The 20,753-nt window shown below is 50.8% G+C and carries 22 protein-coding genes and 1 tRNA gene; 5 read left to right on the top strand and 18 right to left on the bottom strand.

The genetic code is table 11. From position 1 onward, the window contains the following. The 4 genes from tpiA to DX130_RS16570 all read right to left on the bottom strand — a co-directional run bounded on the left by tpiA (position 1) and on the right by DX130_RS16570 (position 4,303). Entirely contained in the window at positions 1 to 756 is a 756-nt protein-coding gene (gene tpiA / locus DX130_RS16585) for a triose-phosphate isomerase (protein ID WP_116047320.1), read from the bottom strand. A gap of 32 nt (positions 757 to 788) precedes the next feature. Then, a complete protein-coding gene (locus tag DX130_RS16580) occupies positions 789 to 1,973 on the bottom strand; it encodes a phosphoglycerate kinase (protein WP_116047319.1) in 1,185 nt (394 codons plus the stop codon). 174 nt (positions 1,974 to 2,147) lie between these two features. Further along, positions 2,148 to 3,152: a type I glyceraldehyde-3-phosphate dehydrogenase gene (gene gap / locus DX130_RS16575; protein WP_116047317.1), complete on the bottom strand. Its 1,005-nt coding sequence runs from the start codon at positions 3,150 to 3,152 to the stop codon at positions 2,148 to 2,150. Positions 3,153 to 3,250: 98 nt separating this feature from the next. Then, entirely contained in the window at positions 3,251 to 4,303 is a 1,053-nt protein-coding gene (locus DX130_RS16570; RefSeq protein ID WP_116047315.1) for a sugar-binding transcriptional regulator, read from the bottom strand. A gap of 247 nt (positions 4,304 to 4,550) precedes the next feature. On the opposite strand from DX130_RS16570, the gene DX130_RS16565 reads away from it, so the two are divergent. After that, positions 4,551 to 4,625 (top strand) — tRNA-Arg (locus DX130_RS16565). Positions 4,626 to 5,234: 609 nt separating this feature from the next. Here DX130_RS16565 and DX130_RS26500 read toward each other — a convergent pair. The 7 genes from DX130_RS26500 to DX130_RS16530 form a co-directional block, all read right to left on the bottom strand. Continuing rightward, positions 5,235 to 5,396 carry a hypothetical protein gene (locus DX130_RS26500; protein WP_165861328.1) on the bottom strand — a complete coding sequence of 54 codons (162 nt, stop codon included), beginning with the start codon at positions 5,394 to 5,396 and terminating at the stop codon, positions 5,235 to 5,237. A 153-nt stretch (positions 5,397 to 5,549) separates the two neighbouring features. Then, entirely contained in the window at positions 5,550 to 6,464 is a 915-nt protein-coding gene (locus DX130_RS16555; protein WP_338068643.1) for a metallophosphoesterase family protein, read from the bottom strand. Positions 6,465 to 6,485: 21 nt separating this feature from the next. Further along, positions 6,486 to 6,830 (bottom strand): DMT family transporter, encoded by a 345-nt coding sequence (locus DX130_RS16550; protein ID WP_116047312.1) that lies wholly within the window; start codon positions 6,828 to 6,830, stop codon positions 6,486 to 6,488. Continuing rightward, on the bottom strand, positions 6,820 to 7,599 hold the full coding sequence (locus tag DX130_RS16545; protein ID WP_116047310.1) for an HAD family hydrolase: 780 nt from the start codon (positions 7,597 to 7,599) through the stop codon (positions 6,820 to 6,822). Before DX130_RS16545 ends, DX130_RS16550 begins: the two co-directional genes overlap by 11 nt. A gap of 12 nt (positions 7,600 to 7,611) precedes the next feature. Then, entirely contained in the window at positions 7,612 to 8,943 is a 1,332-nt protein-coding gene (locus DX130_RS16540; RefSeq protein WP_116047308.1) for an ABC transporter substrate-binding protein, read from the bottom strand. Positions 8,944 to 8,992: 49 nt separating this feature from the next. After that, positions 8,993 to 9,835 carry a carbohydrate ABC transporter permease gene (locus DX130_RS16535; protein ID WP_116047306.1) on the bottom strand — a complete coding sequence of 281 codons (843 nt, stop codon included), beginning with the start codon at positions 9,833 to 9,835 and terminating at the stop codon, positions 8,993 to 8,995. A gap of 22 nt (positions 9,836 to 9,857) precedes the next feature. Next, positions 9,858 to 10,739 carry a carbohydrate ABC transporter permease gene (locus DX130_RS16530; protein WP_116047305.1) on the bottom strand — a complete coding sequence of 294 codons (882 nt, stop codon included), beginning with the start codon at positions 10,737 to 10,739 and terminating at the stop codon, positions 9,858 to 9,860. 218 nt (positions 10,740 to 10,957) lie between these two features. Here DX130_RS16530 and DX130_RS16525 point away from each other — a divergent pair, with 218 nt between their 5' ends. The 4 genes from DX130_RS16525 to DX130_RS16510 all read left to right on the top strand — a co-directional run bounded on the left by DX130_RS16525 (position 10,958) and on the right by DX130_RS16510 (position 14,344). After that, positions 10,958 to 11,491, top strand: a complete 534-nt coding sequence (locus tag DX130_RS16525; RefSeq protein WP_116047810.1) for a GbsR/MarR family transcriptional regulator — start codon at positions 10,958 to 10,960, stop codon at positions 11,489 to 11,491. Positions 11,492 to 11,628: 137 nt separating this feature from the next. Next, positions 11,629 to 12,210 (top strand): ATP-dependent Clp endopeptidase proteolytic subunit ClpP, encoded by a 582-nt coding sequence (gene clpP / locus DX130_RS16520; RefSeq protein ID WP_116047303.1) that lies wholly within the window; start codon positions 11,629 to 11,631, stop codon positions 12,208 to 12,210. Between the two features lie 424 nt (positions 12,211 to 12,634). Beyond that, positions 12,635 to 13,414, top strand: a complete 780-nt coding sequence (locus DX130_RS16515) for a formate/nitrite transporter family protein (RefSeq protein WP_116047302.1) — start codon at positions 12,635 to 12,637, stop codon at positions 13,412 to 13,414. Positions 13,415 to 13,429: 15 nt separating this feature from the next. Continuing rightward, complete coding sequence (locus DX130_RS16510) at positions 13,430 to 14,344, top strand: L-lactate dehydrogenase (protein WP_116047301.1); 915 nt, start codon at positions 13,430 to 13,432, stop codon at positions 14,342 to 14,344. 256 nt (positions 14,345 to 14,600) lie between these two features. Here DX130_RS16510 and DX130_RS16505 read toward each other — a convergent pair whose 3' ends face one another. The 7 genes from DX130_RS16505 to trxB all read right to left on the bottom strand — a co-directional run bounded on the left by DX130_RS16505 (position 14,601) and on the right by trxB (position 20,737). Continuing rightward, positions 14,601 to 14,870: an HPr family phosphocarrier protein gene (locus DX130_RS16505; protein WP_116047300.1), complete on the bottom strand. Its 270-nt coding sequence runs from the start codon at positions 14,868 to 14,870 to the stop codon at positions 14,601 to 14,603. 103 nt (positions 14,871 to 14,973) lie between these two features. Next, complete coding sequence (gene whiA / locus DX130_RS16500; RefSeq protein ID WP_116047299.1) at positions 14,974 to 15,915, bottom strand: DNA-binding protein WhiA; 942 nt, start codon at positions 15,913 to 15,915, stop codon at positions 14,974 to 14,976. A gap of 6 nt (positions 15,916 to 15,921) precedes the next feature. Further along, positions 15,922 to 16,908, bottom strand: coding sequence for a gluconeogenesis factor YvcK family protein (locus DX130_RS16495; protein WP_116047298.1), 987 nt, complete (start codon positions 16,906 to 16,908; stop codon positions 15,922 to 15,924). A 14-nt stretch (positions 16,909 to 16,922) separates the two neighbouring features. Continuing rightward, a complete protein-coding gene (gene rapZ, locus DX130_RS16490) occupies positions 16,923 to 17,810 on the bottom strand; it encodes an RNase adapter RapZ (RefSeq protein WP_116047297.1) in 888 nt (295 codons plus the stop codon). Between the two features lie 12 nt (positions 17,811 to 17,822). Further along, positions 17,823 to 18,773 carry an ROK family glucokinase gene (locus DX130_RS16485; RefSeq protein ID WP_116047295.1) on the bottom strand — a complete coding sequence of 317 codons (951 nt, stop codon included), beginning with the start codon at positions 18,771 to 18,773 and terminating at the stop codon, positions 17,823 to 17,825. 228 nt (positions 18,774 to 19,001) lie between these two features. After that, a complete protein-coding gene (locus DX130_RS16480; RefSeq protein ID WP_133297941.1) occupies positions 19,002 to 19,664 on the bottom strand; it encodes a hypothetical protein in 663 nt (220 codons plus the stop codon). Between the two features lie 125 nt (positions 19,665 to 19,789). Continuing rightward, positions 19,790 to 20,737 (bottom strand): thioredoxin-disulfide reductase, encoded by a 948-nt coding sequence (gene trxB / locus DX130_RS16475; RefSeq protein ID WP_116047292.1) that lies wholly within the window; start codon positions 20,735 to 20,737, stop codon positions 19,790 to 19,792. Positions 20,738 to 20,753 lie beyond the last annotated feature (16 nt).

Below are 20,753 nucleotides of genomic sequence, written 5' to 3'. Positions count from 1 at the left end.
TTACTTGGCCCCCTCGATCAGAGCGATGTAGGAAGCAGGCTCAAGGCTCGCTCCGCCTACCAGCGCGCCGTCGATGTCCGCTTGGCCCAGGTACTCTGATACGTTGTTCGGCTTCACGCTGCCGCCGTATTGGATGCGAACCTTAGCCGCAACCGCTTCGTCGTACAGACCCGCGATAACGCCGCGGATGTAGCCGATGACGTCTTGTGCATCATCAGACGTGGAGGATTTGCCTGTGCCAATCGCCCAGATTGGTTCATAAGCGACAACCACTTCAGCCGCTTGCTCAGCCGATAGGCCTTGGAATGCAGCTTCTGTCTGCACTTTGCAAACTTCTTTCGTAGCGCCGGACTCACGCTCTTCCAGCTTCTCGCCTACGCATACGATTGGCGTGAGGCCGTGCTTGAATGCCGCAACGGTCTTCTTGTTCACGATTTCGTCGCTCTCCGCGAAATAAGCGCGGCGCTCAGAGTGACCAATAATAACATATTTCACGCCAAGATCTTTCAGCATAAGGCCGCTGACTTCACCTGTGTAAGCGCCATTGTCCTCGAAGTGAACGTTTTGCGCGCCGATAGCGATAGTTGTTCCTTTAGCCGCTTCTACCAATGCAGGCAGCGCCGTGAAAGGTGCGCAGATAACGCTCTCTACGCCAGCCACTTCCGCTTTGCCTTTCACTTCGGCAAAAAATGCCGTTGCTTCGGATACGGTTTTGAACATTTTCCAGTTGCCTGCGATAATCGGTGTTCTGCTCATAGGATGACCTCCTGTTTCTATCTTCTCAAGATTTACTTGTCGTTAAGAGCGACTACTCCTGGAAGCACTTTGCCTTCCATGAATTCCAGGGAAGCACCGCCGCCAGTAGAGATGAAGTTCATTTGATCAGCAAGACCGAACTTCTCTGCTGCAGCAGCAGAGTCGCCGCCGCCGATAACCGTGTAAGCCGAAGTCTCAGCAGTCGCTTGCGCTACAGCGCGCGTACCGTGCGAGAATGGCTCGATTTCGAATACGCCCATTGGTCCGTTCCATACAACCAGCTTGGAGTTTTTGATCACGTCCGCATAAAGCTCGCGCGTCTTAGGACCGATGTCGATGCCTTCCCATTCAGCCGGAATGCCGTCAACGTCTACGATTTGCGTGTTCGCATCAGCGCTGAAATCGTCTGTTACAACGATATCTACTGGAATGTAGAAGTTTTTGCCCAGTTTTTTCGCTTTTTCGATGAACTCAAGCGCCAGGTCCAGCTTGCTGTTGTCCACCAGGGATTTGCCGATTTCATGGCCTTGTGCTTTGAAGAATGTATAGGATAAGCCGCCGCCGATAATGATGTTGTCAGCGATTTCCAGCATTTTGTCGATAACTGCGATTTTGTCCTTAACCTTCGAACCGCCTACGATCGCCGTGAACGGACGCTCAGGGTTGTTCAATGCTTTACCAAGTACGTCAAGCTCTCTCTCCATCAGCAAGCCGGATACAGCTGGCAGGATGTGAGCGATGCCTTCTGTGGAAGCATGAGCACGGTGAGCAGCTCCGAATGCGTCGTTAACGAATAGATCAGCCAGCTTGGCAAACGATTTTGCAAGCTCCGGATCGTTGCTCTCTTCGCCTGGGTAGAAACGTACGTTTTCAAGTAGAAGAACGTCCCCGTTCTCCAATGCAGCGACTTGAGCTTCTACAGCTTCACCAATTGCTTCGTTCGCTTTCGTTACCGGCTTGCCCAACAGTTCCGACAGACGTACTGCCGATGCTGTGTGGCGAAGTTCTTCTACTACTTGTCCGTTCGGACGGCCAAGGTGGCTCGCCAGAATGACTTTTGCGCCTTTTTCGATCAAATAGTTAATCGTTGGAAGCGTCTCGCGAATACGCTTGTCATCCGTAATTTTGCCGTTTTCAAGCGGCACGTTGAAGTCAACGCGGACGAATACGCGCTTGCCTGTCAATTCTGCTACGTCACGTACACTCTTCTTGTTCATGGTTGAAATCCTCCCCAATAATGGTTGTCTGCCGGCTTATCGGCCCATATCTCTATAAGAAAAGGCGTCCCTTCACTCTTGAGGAAGGAACGCCCATAGGTCTGGCCCTGCGAGGGCGCAAACCAAGGGCCGAAGCTCTTACGTAAGGAGCCGCGGCCCGTCAGCTTTCTTTCCTTACAGACCTTTGCTTGCGATGTAAGCAGCAAGATCAACTACACGGTTGGAGTAGCCCCACTCGTTGTCATACCAGGAAATAACTTTAACCATGTTGCCTTCAACTACCATAGTCGACAGAGCGTCGATTGTGGAGGAAGCTGGGTCGCCGTTGTAGTCGCTGGATACCAGTGGCAATTCGTTGTAGTTCAGGATACCTTTCAAAGCGCCTTCGGAAGCTTCTTTGAACGCTGCGTTAACTTCTTCAACCGTTACGTTAACTTTCAGCTCAGCAACCAAATCAGTTACGGATACGTTAGGCGTAGGAACACGCATAGCCATACCGTTCAGCTTGCCTTTCAGCTCAGGCAGTACCAGCGAAACAGCTTTCGCAGCGCCTGTGGAAGAAGGAATGATGTTCTCTGCAGCAGCACGAGCGCGGCGCAGATCTTTGTGCGGTACGTCAAGTACAGCTTGGTCGTTTGTGTACGAGTGAATCGTTGTCATCATACCTTTAACGATACCGAATTTATCGTTCAACACTTTAGCGAATGGAGCAAGACAGTTGGTTGTGCAAGAAGCGTTGGAAATGATGGTGTGAGCAGCTGCATCGTATTGGTCTTCGTTAACGCCGATAACCACAGTGATGTCTTCGTTTGTTGCAGGAGCGGAGATGATAACTTTTTTAGCGCCGCCTTGCAAGTGAAGCTCAGCTTTTTCTTTCGCTGTGAAGATACCAGTGGACTCAACAACGATCTCAGCGCCTACGGAACCCCAAGGCAGATCAGCAGGGTTGCGCTCAGCAAATACTTTGATTTCTTTGCCGTTTACAACCAAAGCGCCTTCTTTTGCTTCAACAACAGCGTCAAGAACGCCATGAGTTGTATCGTATTTCAACAGGTGAGCCAGCGTGTTAACATCTGTCAGATCGTTGACTGCTACGATTTCCACCTCAGAATTGTTCAGTGCTGCACGGAATACGTTACGGCCGATACGTCCAAATCCATTAATACCAACTTTAACCATTGTTTGTTCCTCCTAAGCGTTTTTGAATTGCTATAAATATATTTCAAGACGTGTCCCGGCGGCTGCACCGCAGGCCGTTCCTCGTCATGATGCCTTGCTTAAAGTTCCTTGTCTGGCATCTGGCTCTCTTCCAAAAGTCTGACCATCTCCAGCGCGGCAGCTTCGTCCGTGACCAGCACGTCGTTATGGCCGAATCGCATCACTGCCGCGATTGCCTCGCCTTTGTTCTTACCCCCGGCAACGCCAATCACTAGTTCAGTGTTTACGATATCCTCGAGCCGTAACCCTACCGTCTGCATTTGGTGAACGACGGCCCCGTTTCGGTCGAAATAAAACCCGAATGCCTCAGCCAGCGCACCCTCCGCCTCAATGGCTGACACGACCTCGTCATCCAGCTTCCGCCTTCTCGCCATAATCATGGCGTCTCCGATTCCGTGTACGACAATGCGCGCACTGCGAATCACGTCCACAATCTCCCGAATATTGGGCTCTTGCATCAGTGAAGCGAATGCCTCTTCACCCAAGTGATCCGGCACATGCAACAGTCGGTAATGTCCACCTGTCCGCTTCGCCATCGTAGAAGCCAGCGTATTGGCCTGATAATCCAGGCTTTCGCCAAGTCCGCCTCTTGCCGGCACGAACCAGATATCCTTCATGACTGTCGTAGTTGTGAGCTGATTGGCCACCTGTACGATTGTTGTTCCACCAGTTACAGCGACAACATCCCTTGGTCTCAACGCGGTACGAAGCACCTGGCATGCCGCCCGGCCCAGCTCCCTTTTCGTTTGCACCGAAGTATCGGAATCGCCCTGTACAATGACAACCTGGGATAGTCCGTACGCCCTGCGCAGCTTCTCCTCCAGATCAGACAAGCCGAACATCGACTTATACAGAGGCTCCAACTGCTCCAAAGCACGTCGGCCTTGCTCGCTGATCCTCATGCCTGCCGTATGAATCTCCAGCAAGCCTTGCTCTTTCAGGAAGTCGGTCTCTGCCCGGAGCACCCGTTCCGTCATATCCAGCGCATTCGCCAGCGTCCTACGGCCGATCGTGTCCGAGAGCATCACCTGATGCAGGATCATGTACCTCTTCCGCATGACTCCCAGAAGATCCGGCACAAGCTGCTGCTGCAGTTCAATGAGCTGTCGCATCTCTTATCCTTCACTCCATCGGTCATTAACATAATGGGATTCATAATATGACCGGGACTCGTTTCGTCCCATATGTTCATTTTAAGTCCCACCTTTATTTTAACGAAAATAAGAGCGGTCTGCAAGAGCCCTATCTTATTTGAAAACGATTTCCGACACCTTTTTCACAAATTTAATTTTTCCATCCTGCTTGCTTTAACTGCATGAATATCATATAATCATCTCTGCTACTGTTTTTTGGCAGCGTGCGCCCGTGGTCCAATGGATATGACGTAGGCCTCCGGAGCCTGAGATCTAGGTTCGATTCCTAGCGGGCGCGCCACTATATGAATTTAATCGAGCCGTTTAGCCCTCTGCTAAGCGGCTTTTTTGCGTTCTGCAAGCAACAGGACGTCCCTATATCCTTTTAAAGGAAAAGCTATATCATTGTAAAAGAACATAAAAATAAAAGGTCAACCTGACAGTTAGTGCTTGACCGTCAAGTTACGATTCGATGGCGGTATATTCTACGAAAATGCCAGTTTTATTGCAGCTCGGCACTTGTCATAACTATGTTCATGTCGGTGAGGGAGTAACAAGTGTGCTCACGGTCACCGCTGTCCGTTAGAGGCGGAAAGATAGCGAATGTAGATTGTAACGGTCACTAAAGTCCCTTAAAGGCTGAAAAAGGGGCGCTTGAGAGGGAAAACGTCTTCTAATGGTCACGAATGGCCATTACAATCGGGAATAGGTAACTATCAGCCTCTAAAGGTCAGCGGTGACCTTTAGGACAGGTTCTTTCCGTATATGGAAGATATCTTTAGTCGTTGTGATTGTTGGCTGATTCTGTCTCCCAGGCGGGCCGTCATCGGAAAGGCATCTGCAACCGACACCCGTTCGAGCGCATTCCGCTGCCCCTTGTACCAGACCGCCTCGCCAGGTCTCGGAACATCTATATCCGCACCGCTTCTCTGCAAGAGTTCAGCCGGAAGCAGCAATAGATTGCCGTGCTTCCCCTTTGCCCCGTCGCCAAATGTGTCTTGAAGCCGGAGGGCTCAATTGCGTCCATACGATAAGCGATCCCTGCCTTCTCCAACCCAGCTTGGAACAACAACGCCTCTTTCTCCTCATTTTCAAAGATGAAATCGTAAGACAGCATACCCCGTGATTAACTCTCTGCCGAATAATACAGCGAATAAGTGATGGAAATGTCACGAAAAAGAGCATACGCGTCTGCGTATACCCTCTCTCCAAAACAACTTCTATCTTATCGTCCAGGATACGGGATCTCATAATGAGCCGATTCTACCCAGACAGCTTGGTCAAAATCTCTTCCTCTCACCACGACACGATCCTGATACACATCGACAAATAACCCTTGGCTGCCGTCCTTATGTTGATCCTCGTCCGTCCAAAGATAAGCTGTCGAGACGGCATTCACCATCGCAGGAAGCTTGCCGCCCCCGTCGAAGAATGTGTGGCCCGCCTCCAACTCCCAATGAGTATGGCCCGTAAAGAGAATCGCTTGGAGATACCCCTCCAGCACAGCCCGCAGCTCGTCATCCTCTTCGACGCCGTGCCACTGCTGCTCTTCATAAGAGCCCGCCACTGTATTTTTGAGCGGTTGATGCAGGAAGATAAAGATTGGTCGTCCCGACGCAGCTTCCTCCTCTAATCTGCTCTTAAGCCAGTTCAACTGCTCTTCCGACAAGGAACAATATATTTTCAGATTCCGCTCCGTACCGAGGAAAATGAACAGATGACCTTCAATCCAGTGCGCATGGTATGGTGCAGCAGTATCCGTATTGGACAAGAAACGTCCGATCCGATCCTCCCATACGCCAAGGCCAACGTCATGATTGCCCATCGTCATGATCATCTCCGGCAGCTCGCTCCTATGTTTGTTCCATATCCGTTGGAATTCCGCATATTCACCCGGGAAACCGTGATCCGTCACATCGCCGACATGCATAATTCCCTTCGAATGCGGGGCAAGCTCCTTAATTTGCTGCAGCGCTCCGTCGAAGTTCCCATTATGCGTATGCCCCGCATCCTCTGTCACATGCGTATCCGTAATGACCTGAAAGGAAAATAGAGGCGCCTCAGCAGCCACCGCCGCTTCCGTCTCCGCCTGATGCATGACAGCTGCCCCAGCCACTGCCGATTCTCTGATGTTATCCATGAAGCCAACCCTCCTTGACCATTATCCATGACCTTTACTGCTTATATTCAAGCCGATGACTCCCGCCACAATTACGCCGATCCACAAGAGCGAAGACAGCGGCATCTTTTCCTGAAATACGAAATATCCGAATAAAGCGATCAGCACAATGCCCACACCTGACCACACCGCGTAGACGACACTAACCTGCAAGTAGCCCATCGCAAAGTTCAGACAAGTGAAGCTCGCTCCGTAAAACAGAAACATCAGAACGGACGGTAGCCATCTGGTGAAGCTCTCTGAAAATTTCATGCTGATGGTGCCCGATACTTCCAGGACAATTGCAATCGCCAGCAGCAGCCATCCCATTCCGGTATCAGCTTTCATCTTGCGCATCCTCTACGGACAGCTCATCCATGAATCGGATGGTTACATCCGCATGCGGCAGTTGTGCCAAATGGTCCAAATTGTCATCTCGAATGCCAATGGCGAGGCCGGCACCTGCGGCTTTTGCCATCTTCATATCTCCATCCGTATCGCCGATTACAACGACACGCTCCGGCCGAACGGACAGCTCATGGCAAGCCAGCAGCACCAGATCGGGGAACGGCTTGCCGCGCTCCGCCCGGTCCGTACCGATACAAGCGTCGAACAGATGGCGGATACCGAGCCACTCCAGATGTTTCTCCGCCGCCGAAGTCTCATCGGCTGTCACAACAGCGAGCTTGAGACCCGCCGCGCGGCATTGCACCAGGAACGGTAGCACATGAGGAAGCAGACGCACGGCCCGTTCTTCTTCAATAGACTGGTCCGCTGCGCGTTTGCCGTCCAGTGCGGCTTCCCTCGCTTCGCCCCAAGTCAATCCATTTTCATAGCCTTGCCATGCCAATATAGCTGTAATGTCCTCCACGGTACCCATCGCAAGCGGTCCGCTTCGATCGTAATCGATGATAGCCCCGACATCCCCGTGACGCGTGCCAAGCAGCCTGTCCAATACGGAGGGCTCATTGTTAAGCCCCAGCCTGCCGGAGCAGGAAGCGAGCATTCGCTCGCTCCACTTCCCCCACGTAAAGGCAAAATCCATCAATGTTCCATCCTTGTCGAACAAGACGGCGTCGAAGCGGCTGGCGATTCCATCTACTACTGCTTGCCGCATTGCCCTCTCCTCCTACTTGTTCATCCGGTCCAGCTCACGCTGAGCGGTTTCTTTCGCTTCCTTCAAAGCCTGCTCTGCCGGTACGTTGCCGATTTGAACCTTATCCGCTGCGATTTTCAGCGCATCGAAGATTTTGCCGCCCGTCGGGTCCTGGAAAGGCATAGATGCGTGAGCCGCTTGTTTCAACGGTATCGTAATTTGCGGATTTTCCTTGCTGAATTCTACCATCGCCGGATCGTCCAGTGCAGATTGACGCACTGCGATATAGCCTGTATTCATTGACCAGAATGCCGTATTCTCCGGACTCATGAAGAAGCTAAACCATTTGAAAGCCGCTTGCTGCTGCTTAGCGTCCGCCAATGCCGGGATACCTGCCATTATCGCACTTGCGACTGGCTTGCCCGGGCCCTTGCCTTCCCAGCCTGGCTGCTCCATAGCTCCCACGATGCCGAAGTCCAGATCGCCTTGGTCGCCGCTAGAGCCTGTATATCCACCCGCATTGCCTTTCATGACATCGTCAATCGTTTTGTACCAGTACTCCCAGCCTTGACCGCCGGAGTGAATACGCATAATGCCATCTTCATGAATCCACTTGCGGAAGGAATCCCAAGTCTCGATCCATTCCGGCGAGTCGACCAGCACCTGCTTGCCGTCTTCGCTAATGACGCGTCCACCTTTTCCATATACTGCATCCATCATATTTTCCGCGCCCCACATTGGCTCCCAGCCGTAGAACGACGTTTTGCCGCCTTCCTTCACGGTCATTGTCTTAGCCGCTTCCGCCAGCGCTTCCCATGTCTTCAGGTCTTCGGGCTTAATATTGTGCTTCTCCAGTGCATCCTTGCGGTAATACATGACTTGTGTCGTGCCGTACATCGGTAGAAAATATTGCTTCCCGTCCACAGTGCCTTGCTCCAAGAACGTAGCAATCACATCATCTTTGTTGAAATCCGATTGTCCAGCCATCAGCTCATCGAGCGAAGCGTAGTAACCTTTGCGCGCCCAGTCCACGTTGGAAGACAAGACAGCAGCCGGCACCTTGCCGGAAGCAATCGCCGCTTGAAGCTTCTTCTCCGTCTCGGAATAGTCAGCTTGTACCACTGGTTTTACAATAACTTCGTTCTGGGAAGCGTTGAATTTATCGATAAGCACTCCCATATTCTCGCCAAGCTTACCGCCAAGTCCATACCAGAACTCAATCGTCACGGGTTCAGCAGCAGCTGGAGGTGGCGTTGCTCCATCTCCTTGGGATGAAGGCTTGCCTCCATTCCCTCCTTGATTGGCGCCACAGGCGGACAGCAATAGAATAGACAGCAAGATAACCCCGGATAACCATTTTTTCATTGTAGTTCGTGCTCCCTTCGAATGGTTGTTGCTTATGATTGACTTGACACTATCCCTTGCTTGAGCCCGCCGTCAGATTAACGCTCTGAATAATCAGCTTCTGCGTCAACAAGAACAGAACGAGCAGAGGCGCGATTGTGAATGCGCTGGCTGCCATAATAAGCGGCCACTTCAGTCCGTAGGCACCTCCTTCCACGAAGAAGCTCCGCAGTCCCGCCGAGATGAGCTGGAGATCGGGATTGCGCGTAATGAGCATCGGCCAGAAGTAGTTGTTGTATTGATCGATAAAGGTTATGAGTGCGAGTACAGCGAAGGAGGAGCGCGTCAGCGGAACAAGAATCGTCCACAAAATCCGCATATGCGAGGCTCCGTCAATCTGTCCCGCCTCAACCAGCTCATGATTCACTTGCAAGAAGGCTTGTCTGATCAAAAAAATCGAAAACACGCTTACGCAGTTCGATAAAATCAACCCTCCATAGGAGTCCAACAGTTGTAGCTTGCCAAGTATAATGTAGCCCGGCAAATACACCGCAGTAGCCGGTACCATGTAACCAATGAGGATCATCATCGTCATGGCGCCTTTTAACCGAAACTTCATATGCGTCAGGGCATAAGCCATCATGCCGGAATTGATCACTTGAATGACTACAATCGATCCTGCGACAAAGATGCTATTGAACAAATATTGCGCGAACGGCGCCGCTTGCCAGGCGTCCACAAAATTGCTCCACAAAGGGGTATCCGGCCATAGCGCTGGCGGGAACTGCCAGATCTCGTCATTCGTTTTTAAGGCGCTCATCACCAGCCAATAGAACGGGAACGCCATTATGATTGCTGCAGCCGCCAGCAGCAGATGCCGAAGAATCTTAAAGAAAACTCTGTTGTACGGCATTTTTTTGCCCCTTTCAAAATGATTAATGATAATGAACCGTTTTTCTTCCCGCCATGAACGCAATCAGAGACAAGGCTCCGCATCCGAAGATGATGGTCACCGCCACTGAAGACGCTTCGCCAATCTGGAAGGAAGTAAAAGCTGATTGATAATAGAGATACAAGAGGGTCCGTGTGGAACCCGATGGTCCGCCCTGCGTCAAAATATTAATCTGGTCATACGTTTGAATGGCCGCGATCAATTGAACAATGACGAGGAAGAAGGTCGTCGGAGAAATAAGCGGCAGCGTCACGCTGCGGAATTTCCTCCATCTGTTCGCTCCGTCCAAATCAGCCGCTTCCAGCAAATCAGCGGGAACGTTGCGAATCGCGATCAAGTAGAAAATCATGCACCAGCCCGCCGATTTCCACACCGTCATGATGAGAACGCCGAGTAGCGCCCAGTTGGGATCCTTAAGCCAGCCAACGCCGTCCAGGCCGATGAGATTCAGCATGCTGTTGGCGAGTCCCACCTCCGGCTCGTAAATCCATGACCATACGATCGATACCGCCACCGTAGGCGTCACCCATGGAGCGAACATCATCGTGCGGTAAAGCGCCCCGCCCTTTCCTTGTCCGCCTAGCAGTAAGGCCAGCAGCAGCCCGAGTGTCATACTTGGAATAACGCTGCCCAAGCAGAACCACAGTGTCACCCGAAGCGACTGATAGAATGCCGGATTTTGAAACAGATACCGATAATTGTCCAAGCCGACAAACAGCTTGTCCGGACTCATGAAATCCCATTCCATGAAACTGAGGTACACGACGTACCCAAGCGGGATAAACCAGAATAGTGTCAGAGGCGCCAAAGCGGGCAAAGTAAACAGGAATGCCTTCAGATCGCCTGCAAGTTTGAATCGTTTCATGGATCCTCCCTTTTCGTTCAAAAATAGTTTAATTTATGATAGGATATTGATAGATAAGTCATCATCAACACCTCTGTTCAAAAATAATTGTACGTTCATTTGTGAGGAGAATGGTTATTCCTGCGTTAAATTGACGTAAAGATTATGTAAAAGCAAAAATGAGAGAAGAATGATTAGCAGGTGGAGGAGAAGTTGTGAGAAAAGCTACTTTTGGACAGATGAAGGAGCCCTTGTCCCCCCGTGAAGAATGGAGAGCGCAGGTCATTGACGCAATCGCGGAGACGATGGATTTGTATGGCGTCAACTATACGTTCGGCCAATTGTACGGCATCATGTTTTTCGAAGACAGGCCGATGACGCTGGAGAACATGCAGACAAGTATGAATATGAGCAAAAGCAATATGAGCTACGCGGTCAGATCGTTAACAGAATCCAAAATGATCAGCAAGCTGAATGAAAAAGAGGATCGTAAAGATCTGTACGCTGCGGAGACAGATTTCTTCAAAGCGTTCCAATCCTTCTTCACCTTCAAGCTTCAACGGGAGATCGATGTTATGCTGGGGGCGATCCAAGCGGTTATCCCTAAGCTCAGTGAGATGATCCTTGAACTCGATACGTCTGAGGAAGAGCGGAAGCTATGTCTGGAGGATCTGCACAAGCTGAAGCATGCCGTGGGCTATTATGAGTGGCTGCAGCGGTTCGTGGATGATTTGCAAAACGGTACCTACTTTACAGAACAAAAAGAGGTTTAATGATAGGTTAACAATGGACGGCAGCCTGAAAAATCAATTTCTTTGACCATCTTTGACTTTTTAATTTGGATCCGTTATGATAGGAATACGAATTTTAGATTCATGCTTTTACGTAGACGAAGGAGGATTGGTTCGAAATGAATTTTGTGCCTATGGTTATTGAGCAAAGCAATCGGGGGGAACGTTCATATGATATTTACTCCCGCCTGTTGAAAGATCGCATTATATTTCTAGGCTCGGGCGTGAATGACGTGGTAGCCAACTCCATCATTGCGCAAATGCTGTTCCTGGCAGCGGAAGACCCGGATAAAGATATCTCCCTATACATCAACAGCCCTGGCGGTTCCATTACAGCCGGAATGGCGATTTATGATACGATGCAATACATCAAGCCGGATGTATCGACGATCTGCGTAGGTATGGCCGCGTCCATGGGCGCGTTCCTGCTGACGGCAGGCGCGAAAGGCAAGCGTTATGCGCTGCCGAACAGCGAGGTTATGATCCATCAGCCGCTTGGCGGCGCCGAAGGTCAAGCCAGCGACATCGAGATCCGCGCTCGCCGCATCCTGAAGATGCGCGACAAGCTGAACAACATCCTGGCGGATCGCTCCGGCCAGCCGCTCAGCCGTATCGAGCAAGATACCGACCGCGACTATTTCATGAGTGCGGCCGAAGCCAAAGAGTATGGCCTAGTCGACAAAGTCATCGAGAAGGTCTAATTGATTTAATTGCCAAGAAACCTCCCTTCCACTTTTGTGGTCGGGAGGTTTCTTCAGTTCTATCGCATCCCTCAGCGGTAAATCCTCGTTTCAGCTACTCTCATAGGATTAAGCGTTCCTCGCACCATTAATTGCCCATTCTAGCTACTTCACTCGATTAAGCGTTCCTCGCACCACTAATTTCCCATTCCAGCCACTTTCACATAATTAGGCTTTCCTGGCTGCCTACTCCAGCCACTTCCTACAATTTGTCGCTTCTCGCAAGGGTATTTTCCGGGCACACAGCCTAATATCACTCCACCCCCTCCATTTCTTCCTCACCGATAGTGACTTTTATCACATCCTTCCAATTCCTGCGCATGCTATATTGACTTCACAGCAACACACGACAGATGCAACAAAGAGATAGACAGGAGGAGTACTTATGGAGATCGAAGCGCTGCTCAAGGTGGAACAGCTTGCCCTGAAGAAGCTGCGCATTTTCCGCCAAAGCCTGTGGCGTTACCTGTCACGTTCCATGCTGGCCAGCATGTTTATCGGATTCGGCGTAATCGTTGCTTTTAAGACAGGCAGTTTCTTTTACGTGGAGCATTCTCCACTCACCTATCCCATGGCCGCCCTGACATTCGGTACAGCGATCATTCTGATCAGCTATGGCGGAGGCGATTTGTTTACCGGCAACACCTTCTATTACAGCTACGCCGCCTTGCGGAAAAAGATGCGTTGGAGCGATACCACCAAGCTGTGGCTTCTCAGCTACGGCGGCAATGTTCTTGGCGCTGTCGTATTTGCCTTTCTAATCTGGGCAACAGGGCTATTCGCTGACCCGAACGTAAACGGATTTCTGCTGGAAGTCGTGGACAAAAAGATGCATACGCCCATGCTTGAGCTGTTCTTCCGTGCCATCTTGTGTAATTGGCTAGTCTGTCTAGCCTTCTTCGTGCCCATGGGGCTGAAGGGCGATGGCGCCAAAATGTTCGCCATGATGCTCTTCGTATTCTGCTTCTTTATCTCCGGTTATGAGCATAGCATTGCGAATATGTGTACCTTCGCCATCGCGCTCGTATTAGAGCAGCCGGGAACAATATCGCTGGACGGCATCCTGCACAACCTAATACCGGTCACAATCGGCAATCTGATCGGGGGAAGCCTGCTTATGGCGGCGATGTACTACTACGTGAATAAACCTTTTATAGAGGAATAAAGGAGACTATTGCAAATGAAGAAATCTAGAATTGTTATTATTGGTACGGGGGCCGTAGGATCCACTACTGCTTACACATTGCTGCTTCGCAACCGAATGGATGAGCTGGTGCTCATTGACGCCAATGCCGATAAAGCAGCCGGCGACGCGCTTGATATGAACCATGGCATGCCTTATCTCGGCGGAGCCAAAGTATGGGCTGGCACATATGAAGATTGCGCATCGGCCGACATCATCATCATTACGGCTGGGGCTGCTCAAAAGCCTGGCGAGTCGCGCATCGACCTTCTAAAGCGCAACATTGCCATCTTCGATAGCATCATTGACCAAGTACTGCTTCATACTAGAGACGCGATCTTACTCATCGCATCCAATCCAGTCGATATTATGAGCTACAGATCATGGAAAAAGTCGGGCTTGCCAGCCAATCGCGTAATTGGCTCCGGCACCTTACTCGACAGCGCGCGCTTCCGCTATCTGATCGGCCAGAAGCTGCATATCGATCCTCGCAGCGTTCATGCGCATATCATTGGCGAACATGGCGATTCCGAGCTGCCCGTATGGAGCCTGGCCAATGTAGCCGGAACCGAGCTGCAGCTTAGCGCTGAGGACAAGAACGAAATCTTCGTCAATACGAGGGACGCCGCTTACCAAATCATTCAGGCCAAAGGAGCAACCTATTATGCCATCGCTCTCGCTCTGGACCGCATCTGTACAGCGATTCTGGACGATGAAGGCGCCGTGTTGAATGTATCGACACTGCTGCAGAACTACCGCGGCGTATCAGACACCTATTTGGGTATTCCTTGCATCATCGACCGCAACGGTATTCGCTCCACGCTGGAACTGGACCTAACCGATCAAGAACAGGATCTCTTTACCCAGTCCGCAGATAAACTGAAAAACATTCTTGAGACACTGGATAACTAAGCCTTTAACAGCACGCATTTGAACATACATCAGAGCATATCCACACAACCATACGCCAACATATAAATGGACGTTAAAAAAGAAGCCTTTCCTCAACTCCCAGACGACAATCTACGCCAAGCTTATGCTTGCGAGATATCGACGACTTGGGTGTAAGGAGAGGCTTCTTGCTTTTACCGGTAAACAGACGTTCAAATAAAAAAGAAGCCGCTTTGGGCGCGCGAACAAGTCATGCGACAAAGCCACTTCTTTCCTCTTATTGGTTATCCAGTTCCTCTTTGCTGACAAGGGCGACTAAAGCGTTTACAGCCTGTTCCGCGTCCGACCCGTCTGCGCTGATTGAAATTTCTGTGCCAGAGCTGATTGCCAGACTCATAATCCCCATAATGGATTTGGCGTTAACCTTCTTATCGTCTTTCTCTACAAATACCTCGGAGGAGAATTTGTTCGCTTCTTGTACGAATAACGCTGCTGGTCTCGCATGAAGCCCCGTCTTCAGACGAACGACAACCGGAAGCTTGGTCATGGAAATCTTACCCCCTATATTTTACTAAAAGCTTTATCACATGGGAAATGTTGATTAATATAAGCCAATTACACCTTATTATATCATCATACAAGCCGTTGCACTAGGCAAAAGTTGAACCGCCTCGGATTTTTTCAGCCAAATCGTCGATTTTGCGAAGTCGATGATTGACACCGGATTTACTGACCTTCCCGCGAAGCATCTCGCCCACTTCTGTCAGGTTCAGATCCGGATGCTGAAGTCTGATTTCCGCCACTTCACGCAGTTTCTCAGGCAGGCTTTCCAGTCCAATCTCCCTCTGTAGCAGCTTGATATTTTCAATTTGTCTTACGGCTGCCCCGATCGTTTTGTTCAGATTCGCCGTCTCGCAGTTCACGATCCGATTGACCGAGTTGCGCATATCGCGCATAATTCGTACATCCTCGAATTTGAACAGCGCTTGATGAGCTCCGATAATGTTGAGCAGCTCGATAATTTTTTCACCTTCTTTGATATAGAAGATGAAACCCTTCTTGCGTTCAATACATCGCGCATTCAGATCGAACTTATTCGCAAGGTCCACAAGCGCGCCGCAATGCTGCTCATACATCGATGAAATCTCCAGATGGTAAGAAGAGCCCTCCGGATTGTTGACCGAACCCCCTGCGAGGAATGCTCCCCTCAGATATGATCGCTTGCAGCAAGGCTTACGTACGATATCCCTATCGATACCGTCGTTGAACATAAAACCTTCGGATACGATGCAAAGCTCACTAAGTATCTCTTGCACTTGAGTCGGCATACGCACGATATACACATTATTTTTCTTCAGCCGCATCTTTTTGCGAACAAGAAGCTCTACGTGCACGTCAAAATGCTTTTTGATCAAGGTATATATTCTTCTGGCAATGGCCGCGTTCTCCGTCGAGATGTCCAGAACGACCTTGCGGCTGGATAGGCTGACCGAACCGTTCATCCGGATAAGGGCCGATAACTCGGCACGCTCACAACAGCTGTCCGATTCGATTAACGTCAGTTCCTTCTTGGTCTGCGCCGCAAAAGACATTCTTCCTCACCTCTTTCTTAACATCCAGTTCTCCACTAGCTTATAAATATGATGGCTTAAACGTTCCGCGTCATGGCGCAGAAACTTTCGAAACAGCACAAGCCTGTCGGCAATTACTTTATAGCCTCTGCTTTCAACCTCTGCCATGTCGAGATGAACCGCTTTTGCGCCCAGCTCCGCGTACTGGCTCTCCACCTGCGGCGGAATTTCACCGTCATTCACAATAACATAATCGAATAAATGATGACCGATATGCGCATGAATCGCATCCAAATGATTGCTGACTGAATAATTGTCCGTCTCGCCAGGCTGTGTCATGACGTTGCAGACGAACAGTTTCACTGCTTCCGACTCCACGATTGCTTGGGCCAGCTTCGGCACAATCAGGTTCGGCATAATACTCGTATAGAGACTGCCTGGGCCGATCAGAATCGCATCTGCGCTCTCGATCGCCTCGACTGCCTCAGCCAGCGGTTCCACGTCAGCCGGTTCCAGGAACACACGCTTAATCGCTTGACCCGCCTTCGGAATCCTCGATTCCCCCGTAATAATCGTCCCGTCAGCCATCTCCGCTTTCAGCACAATGGCTCTTTCTGCGGCAGGCAGCACTCGTCCCTTGACCGCAAGCACCTGGCTGAGTTGACGGATGCCCGACACGAAGTCTCCAGAGATATCCGTCATCGCTGCCAGCATCAAATTGCCAAGGCTATGCCCCGCCAGCCCAGTACCGTGGGGGAACCGATACTTGAGTACTTCAGTAAGAAGTGGTTCCGCATCCGCAAGCGCCGTCAGAACGTTACGGATGTCTCCAGGGGGAGGAATCTGCAGCTCATTGCGCAGAATACCCGAGCTGCCGCCATCATCGGCTACCGTGACGATAGCTGTAATGTCGAGCGGCTTCTCCTTCAACCCCCGCAACATGACAGACAGTCCCGTACCGCCGCCGATCACGACAATTTTGGGACGCCTGACTATTTTCTGTATGGTCTGCATACTCTCACCCCGTGTCAGTGCTTATCTCGCTCGGAATCGCGGTGGCTGACACGCACCCGCTCCGTATCGCTGCTGCCAAGCATGCGGCCTAAATATTCCGCGATGGCGACGGAGCGGTGCTTTCCGCCCGTACAGCCAATGCCAATCACTACTTGGCTCTTCCCTTCCTTACGGTAGAGAGGTATCAGGAATTGCAGCATATCAAGAAGCTTGGTCAGAAACTGTTGGGTTTCCGGCCACTTCATCACGTATTCATAAACATCCGGATTTTGTCCCGTATTAGGGCGCAGATGCTCCACATAATGCGGGTTCGGCAAAAATCGAACATCATAGATCAGATCGGCGTCGATTGGAATACCGTACTTAAAGCCGAACGAGGTCACATTGACCGACAAGCTGCTTTGCTCCAGATGGGTAAAATGATTAATAATCCGCTCTTTCAATTGAAGCGGCTTCAGGATGCTTGTGTCTATAACTTGCGAGGCAGAACCCTTCAAGTCCTCCAACAAACGACGCTCATTGTGAATGCCGTCGAGTGGCAAGCCTTGCGGCGCAAGCGGGTGACGGCGACGGCTTTCCTTATAACGCTGCACCAGCACCTCGTCCGTCGCGTCCAGGAACAGAATCTCACAACTGATCGTATGATGTTCTTTAATATACGCCAACGACTCCGCCAGCGCAGTGAAAAACTCCCGGCCGCGAAGATCAATCACGAGCGCTACTTTTCCTATCTTACCATTTGACTGCTCGATTAATTCTGCAAACTTCGGAATGAGTACCGGAGGCAGATTATCAACACAGAAGAAACCGAGATCCTCAAGGCTCTGGACAGCGATTGTTTTGCCCGCACCCGACATACCGGTAATTATGACAAGCTTCGCCAATGTTGCTGTCGATTCCATGAGAGACACCTACTATCCTCTTAGAATAAGTCCTGCCGCTCCAACAATGCCAGCGTTATTGCCCAGCGTAGCCGGAACGATTTTCACGCCTTCCTTAGCCTGCTCCAGTGTGTACTTCTCGAATACTTCACGAATTTGGTCGAACAGGAAGTCGCCTGCTTTGGAGACGCCGCCACCGATAATGAAATATTGCGGGTTTAGCAAGATAGCAAGCGTCGCCATCGATTTGCCCAGATAGAATGCTGCACGGCTCACGATGCGTGCCGCCACTTCGTCACCGACTTTGGCTGCATCGACAACATCCTTTGCCGTAATCACTTCAAGACTCGACAATGTCGTACGATCTCCGCGCTCTACGGCATCCTTCGCCATACGGATAATACCCGTAGCGGAGGATACGGTCTCCAGGCAGCCCATCTTGCCGCAGCCGCACTGAATCGCTTCCAGATCAGGCACAATTGCGGCGTGGCCAAGCTCGCCCGCCATACTTGCGAAGCCTTCTACGATACGGCCGCCGATAATAATGCCTCCGCCTACGCCAGTACCCAGCGTATAACATACGCAGTTGTCGATGCCTTTGCCCGCTCCTGCCCATGCTTCGCCAAGCGCCGCCACGTTAGCATCATTATTGACCTTGATCGGCTTCTGCAATTCTTGCTCCAGGAAGCCTCTCAGATCCGTATTTTCAATGTATAGGTTTGCAGAAAACTTCACAAAGCCTCTAGGGATATCAAGGAAGCCGGCAATACCTACGCCCACACCCTCAACCTGTTCCCATTCGAAAGGCGACTCTTTCACTATCTCCCGTGCATAATTCGCAATATTATGAAGGATGACGTCCGTTCCTTTACCTGTTCCTGTCGGCCCTTCAAACGTGTGGAGCAAATGTCCCTCCGCATCGCAGATGCCTACCTTGATCGTAGTACCGCCGACATCGACTCCAATGTAAATCTTCTCAGACATGACAAAGCCACCTCATCCATAAAGTTAACGTTCTCTGTTCCAACTATAAGCGTTGTAACCGCTTCGGTCAAGCGCAATCCAACACTCCGAACTCTTGCAAAAAGAGCCCATTTGCCGCATTACAGCTGACATTTCACATCGCAAAACAACCCTTTTCACACCGAATCCGAGACGCTCTTGAGCCTTCTCGCTCTAGCAGACGCCGACGGTGCGAATACCCCGCTGACATCATGTTTTCTTCATTTCTTGTATCGCTTGAATCACCTTAGAGACAGGCTCCCCGTTCCATCGATCGATCGAGCTGTGTTCAACCGCAGTCAGGACATTCGTATCATCTATTACATAAAAAAACCCGAATTTTGATGTGCTATACATCCCAGCCCGATCCCCACTCTCCGGACCTAATGGCAGAATAACCTTCATCCCTGGTTTGTACTGTGGCTCATACCCACTATTCCATGGCAGGCTAAGAAGGATGAAGCGCCCTTCTATCTCCTTGCCTGCGATAAACCGGATCACGCTTAGTTCATAGCGCTCGTATGCGAGAACCGCGTCCTCAAGGCCCAATCGTGTCTTTTTTTCGTTCCATTCAGGATTATCTGCTAGAGGATTCGACAACACGAATTCCGTATCAGACAAAGCTTGAACAACCTCTGCTAAGACCAACGACTCTGATCTATGGACGATCTCTTCAAAACTCGGCAATCTTCCGTCATATAGTGGAGGCATTTGGTTATACAAAGGGTACTCTACTCTTAGACTCTCGATTTGCTCCGCGTTCAAGCTTGGAACCTCTTGTTCCCTCGATTCATTTATCCATTGCGGTAACATGACTACCATTAATAAAACGACGACTCCGATCATCATCCGCCTTGAAGTTACAAGCATCACCCCACTCCCTTCTCCAAATATTGTAACACTTAACAATTGGGAGGAGAGATGATTTTTCAATTGTATATGAAAAGGACTGCCGGATTGGAATCAACCCCGCAGTCCTTTCCGCTTGCTTCAATAACTTAAAGCGATTGGCTCCAATCGTGCGTAACATGCCCCTCCAGGAAACGCTCGCAGTCGAGCGCCGCCATGCAGCCGCTGCCTGCTGCTGTAATCGCTTGGCGATACTTGTTGTCCTGCACGTCGCCGCAAGCGAACACGCCCGGCACATTCGTCTCGGATGTTCCCGGCTTTACTTGAATATAGCCCTGCTCATCGGTGTCGATTTGGCCGCCGAGGAACTTCGTATTCGGCGTATGGCCGATCGCGATGAAGATGCCGTTCGTCTCGATGACTTCTTCTTCGCCCGTCTCATTGTTCTTGACCTTCAGGCCAGTAACGCCCATACCGTTCGCCACAACTTCAACCGGCGTGCGGTTAAGGCTCCAGCCGATCTTCTCATTCTCGCGTGCGCGATCCTGCATGATCTTCGATGCCCGCAGCTCCGTACGGCGATTGACCAGCTCGACATTCGTCGCGAAACGAGTCAGGAAGCTGGCTTCCTCCATCGCGGAGTCGCCGCCGCCTACTACGATAATCTTCTTCCCACGGAAGAAGAAGCCGTCGCATGTCGCGCATGTGCTGACGCCCTTGCCCACATTGTCCTTCTCGCCTGGGATGCCAAGATACTTCGCGGAAGCGCCGGTAGAGATGATCAGGCTTTCGCCTACGATCTCGCCTTGTCCCTCTACTTGAAGCTTGAATGGACGCTGCGACATATCCACGCTGTTCACCCAGCCCGTGATAAACTTCGCGCCGAAGCGCTCCGCTTGTTTACGCATATTGTCCATTAGCTCCGGTCCCATGATGCCTTCCGGGAAGCCTGGGAAATTTTCCACATCCGTCGTAGTTGTCAGTTGGCCGCCCGGCTCAGGTCCTTCGATAATAAGCGGATTCATATTGGCGCGCGCCAAGTAGATAGCAGCCGTCAGTCCAGCAGGACCCGTACCGATAATAATGGATTTGTACATCTGCTTCACCTCATGA

The organism is Paenibacillus paeoniae, assembly GCF_003388735.1.
GTDB classification, from domain to species: Bacteria; Bacillota; Bacilli; order Paenibacillales; family Paenibacillaceae; genus Pristimantibacillus; species Pristimantibacillus paeoniae.
This window is presented reverse-complemented; position numbering and strand designations above follow the sequence as displayed.

What these genes read in the sequence shown, in the direction of transcription:
- DX130_RS16555 (WP_338068643.1), bottom strand. Translation starts at nt 6,464, where the DNA reads ATGGATAACATCAGAGAATCGGCAGTGGCTGGGGCAGCTGTCATGCAT.
- DX130_RS16540 (WP_116047308.1), bottom strand. Translation starts at nt 8,943, where the DNA reads ATGAAAAAATGGTTATCCGGGGTTATCTTGCTGTCTATTCTATTGCTG.
- rapZ (WP_116047297.1), bottom strand. Translation starts at nt 17,810, where the DNA reads ATGGAATCGACAGCAACATTGGCGAAGCTTGTCATAATTACCGGTATG.
- trxB (WP_116047292.1), bottom strand. Translation starts at nt 20,737, where the DNA reads ATGTACAAATCCATTATTATCGGTACGGGTCCTGCTGGACTGACGGCT.
- DX130_RS16580 (WP_116047319.1), bottom strand. Translation starts at nt 1,973, where the DNA reads ATGAACAAGAAGAGTGTACGTGACGTAGCAGAATTGACAGGCAAGCGC.
- DX130_RS16505 (WP_116047300.1), bottom strand. Translation starts at nt 14,870, where the DNA reads ATGACCAAGCTTCCGGTTGTCGTTCGTCTGAAGACGGGGCTTCATGCG.
- DX130_RS16550 (WP_116047312.1), bottom strand. Translation starts at nt 6,830, where the DNA reads ATGAAAGCTGATACCGGAATGGGATGGCTGCTGCTGGCGATTGCAATT.
- DX130_RS16485 (WP_116047295.1), bottom strand. Translation starts at nt 18,773, where the DNA reads ATGTCTGAGAAGATTTACATTGGAGTCGATGTCGGCGGTACTACGATC.
- DX130_RS16530 (WP_116047305.1), bottom strand. Translation starts at nt 10,739, where the DNA reads ATGAAACGATTCAAACTTGCAGGCGATCTGAAGGCATTCCTGTTTACT.
- whiA (WP_116047299.1), bottom strand. Translation starts at nt 15,915, where the DNA reads ATGTCTTTTGCGGCGCAGACCAAGAAGGAACTGACGTTAATCGAATCG.
- DX130_RS16535 (WP_116047306.1), bottom strand. Translation starts at nt 9,835, where the DNA reads ATGCCGTACAACAGAGTTTTCTTTAAGATTCTTCGGCATCTGCTGCTG.
- DX130_RS16515 (WP_116047302.1), top strand. Translation starts at nt 12,635, where the DNA reads ATGGAGATCGAAGCGCTGCTCAAGGTGGAACAGCTTGCCCTGAAGAAG.
- tpiA (WP_116047320.1), bottom strand. Translation starts at nt 756, where the DNA reads ATGAGCAGAACACCGATTATCGCAGGCAACTGGAAAATGTTCAAAACC.
- DX130_RS16570 (WP_116047315.1), bottom strand. Translation starts at nt 4,303, where the DNA reads ATGCGACAGCTCATTGAACTGCAGCAGCAGCTTGTGCCGGATCTTCTG.
- DX130_RS16510 (WP_116047301.1), top strand. Translation starts at nt 13,430, where the DNA reads ATGAAGAAATCTAGAATTGTTATTATTGGTACGGGGGCCGTAGGATCC.
- DX130_RS16545 (WP_116047310.1), bottom strand. Translation starts at nt 7,599, where the DNA reads ATGCGGCAAGCAGTAGTAGATGGAATCGCCAGCCGCTTCGACGCCGTC.
- clpP (WP_116047303.1), top strand. Translation starts at nt 11,629, where the DNA reads ATGAATTTTGTGCCTATGGTTATTGAGCAAAGCAATCGGGGGGAACGT.
- DX130_RS16495 (WP_116047298.1), bottom strand. Translation starts at nt 16,908, where the DNA reads ATGCAGACCATACAGAAAATAGTCAGGCGTCCCAAAATTGTCGTGATC.
- gap (WP_116047317.1), bottom strand. Translation starts at nt 3,152, where the DNA reads ATGGTTAAAGTTGGTATTAATGGATTTGGACGTATCGGCCGTAACGTA.
- DX130_RS16525 (WP_116047810.1), top strand. Translation starts at nt 10,958, where the DNA reads ATGAAGGAGCCCTTGTCCCCCCGTGAAGAATGGAGAGCGCAGGTCATT.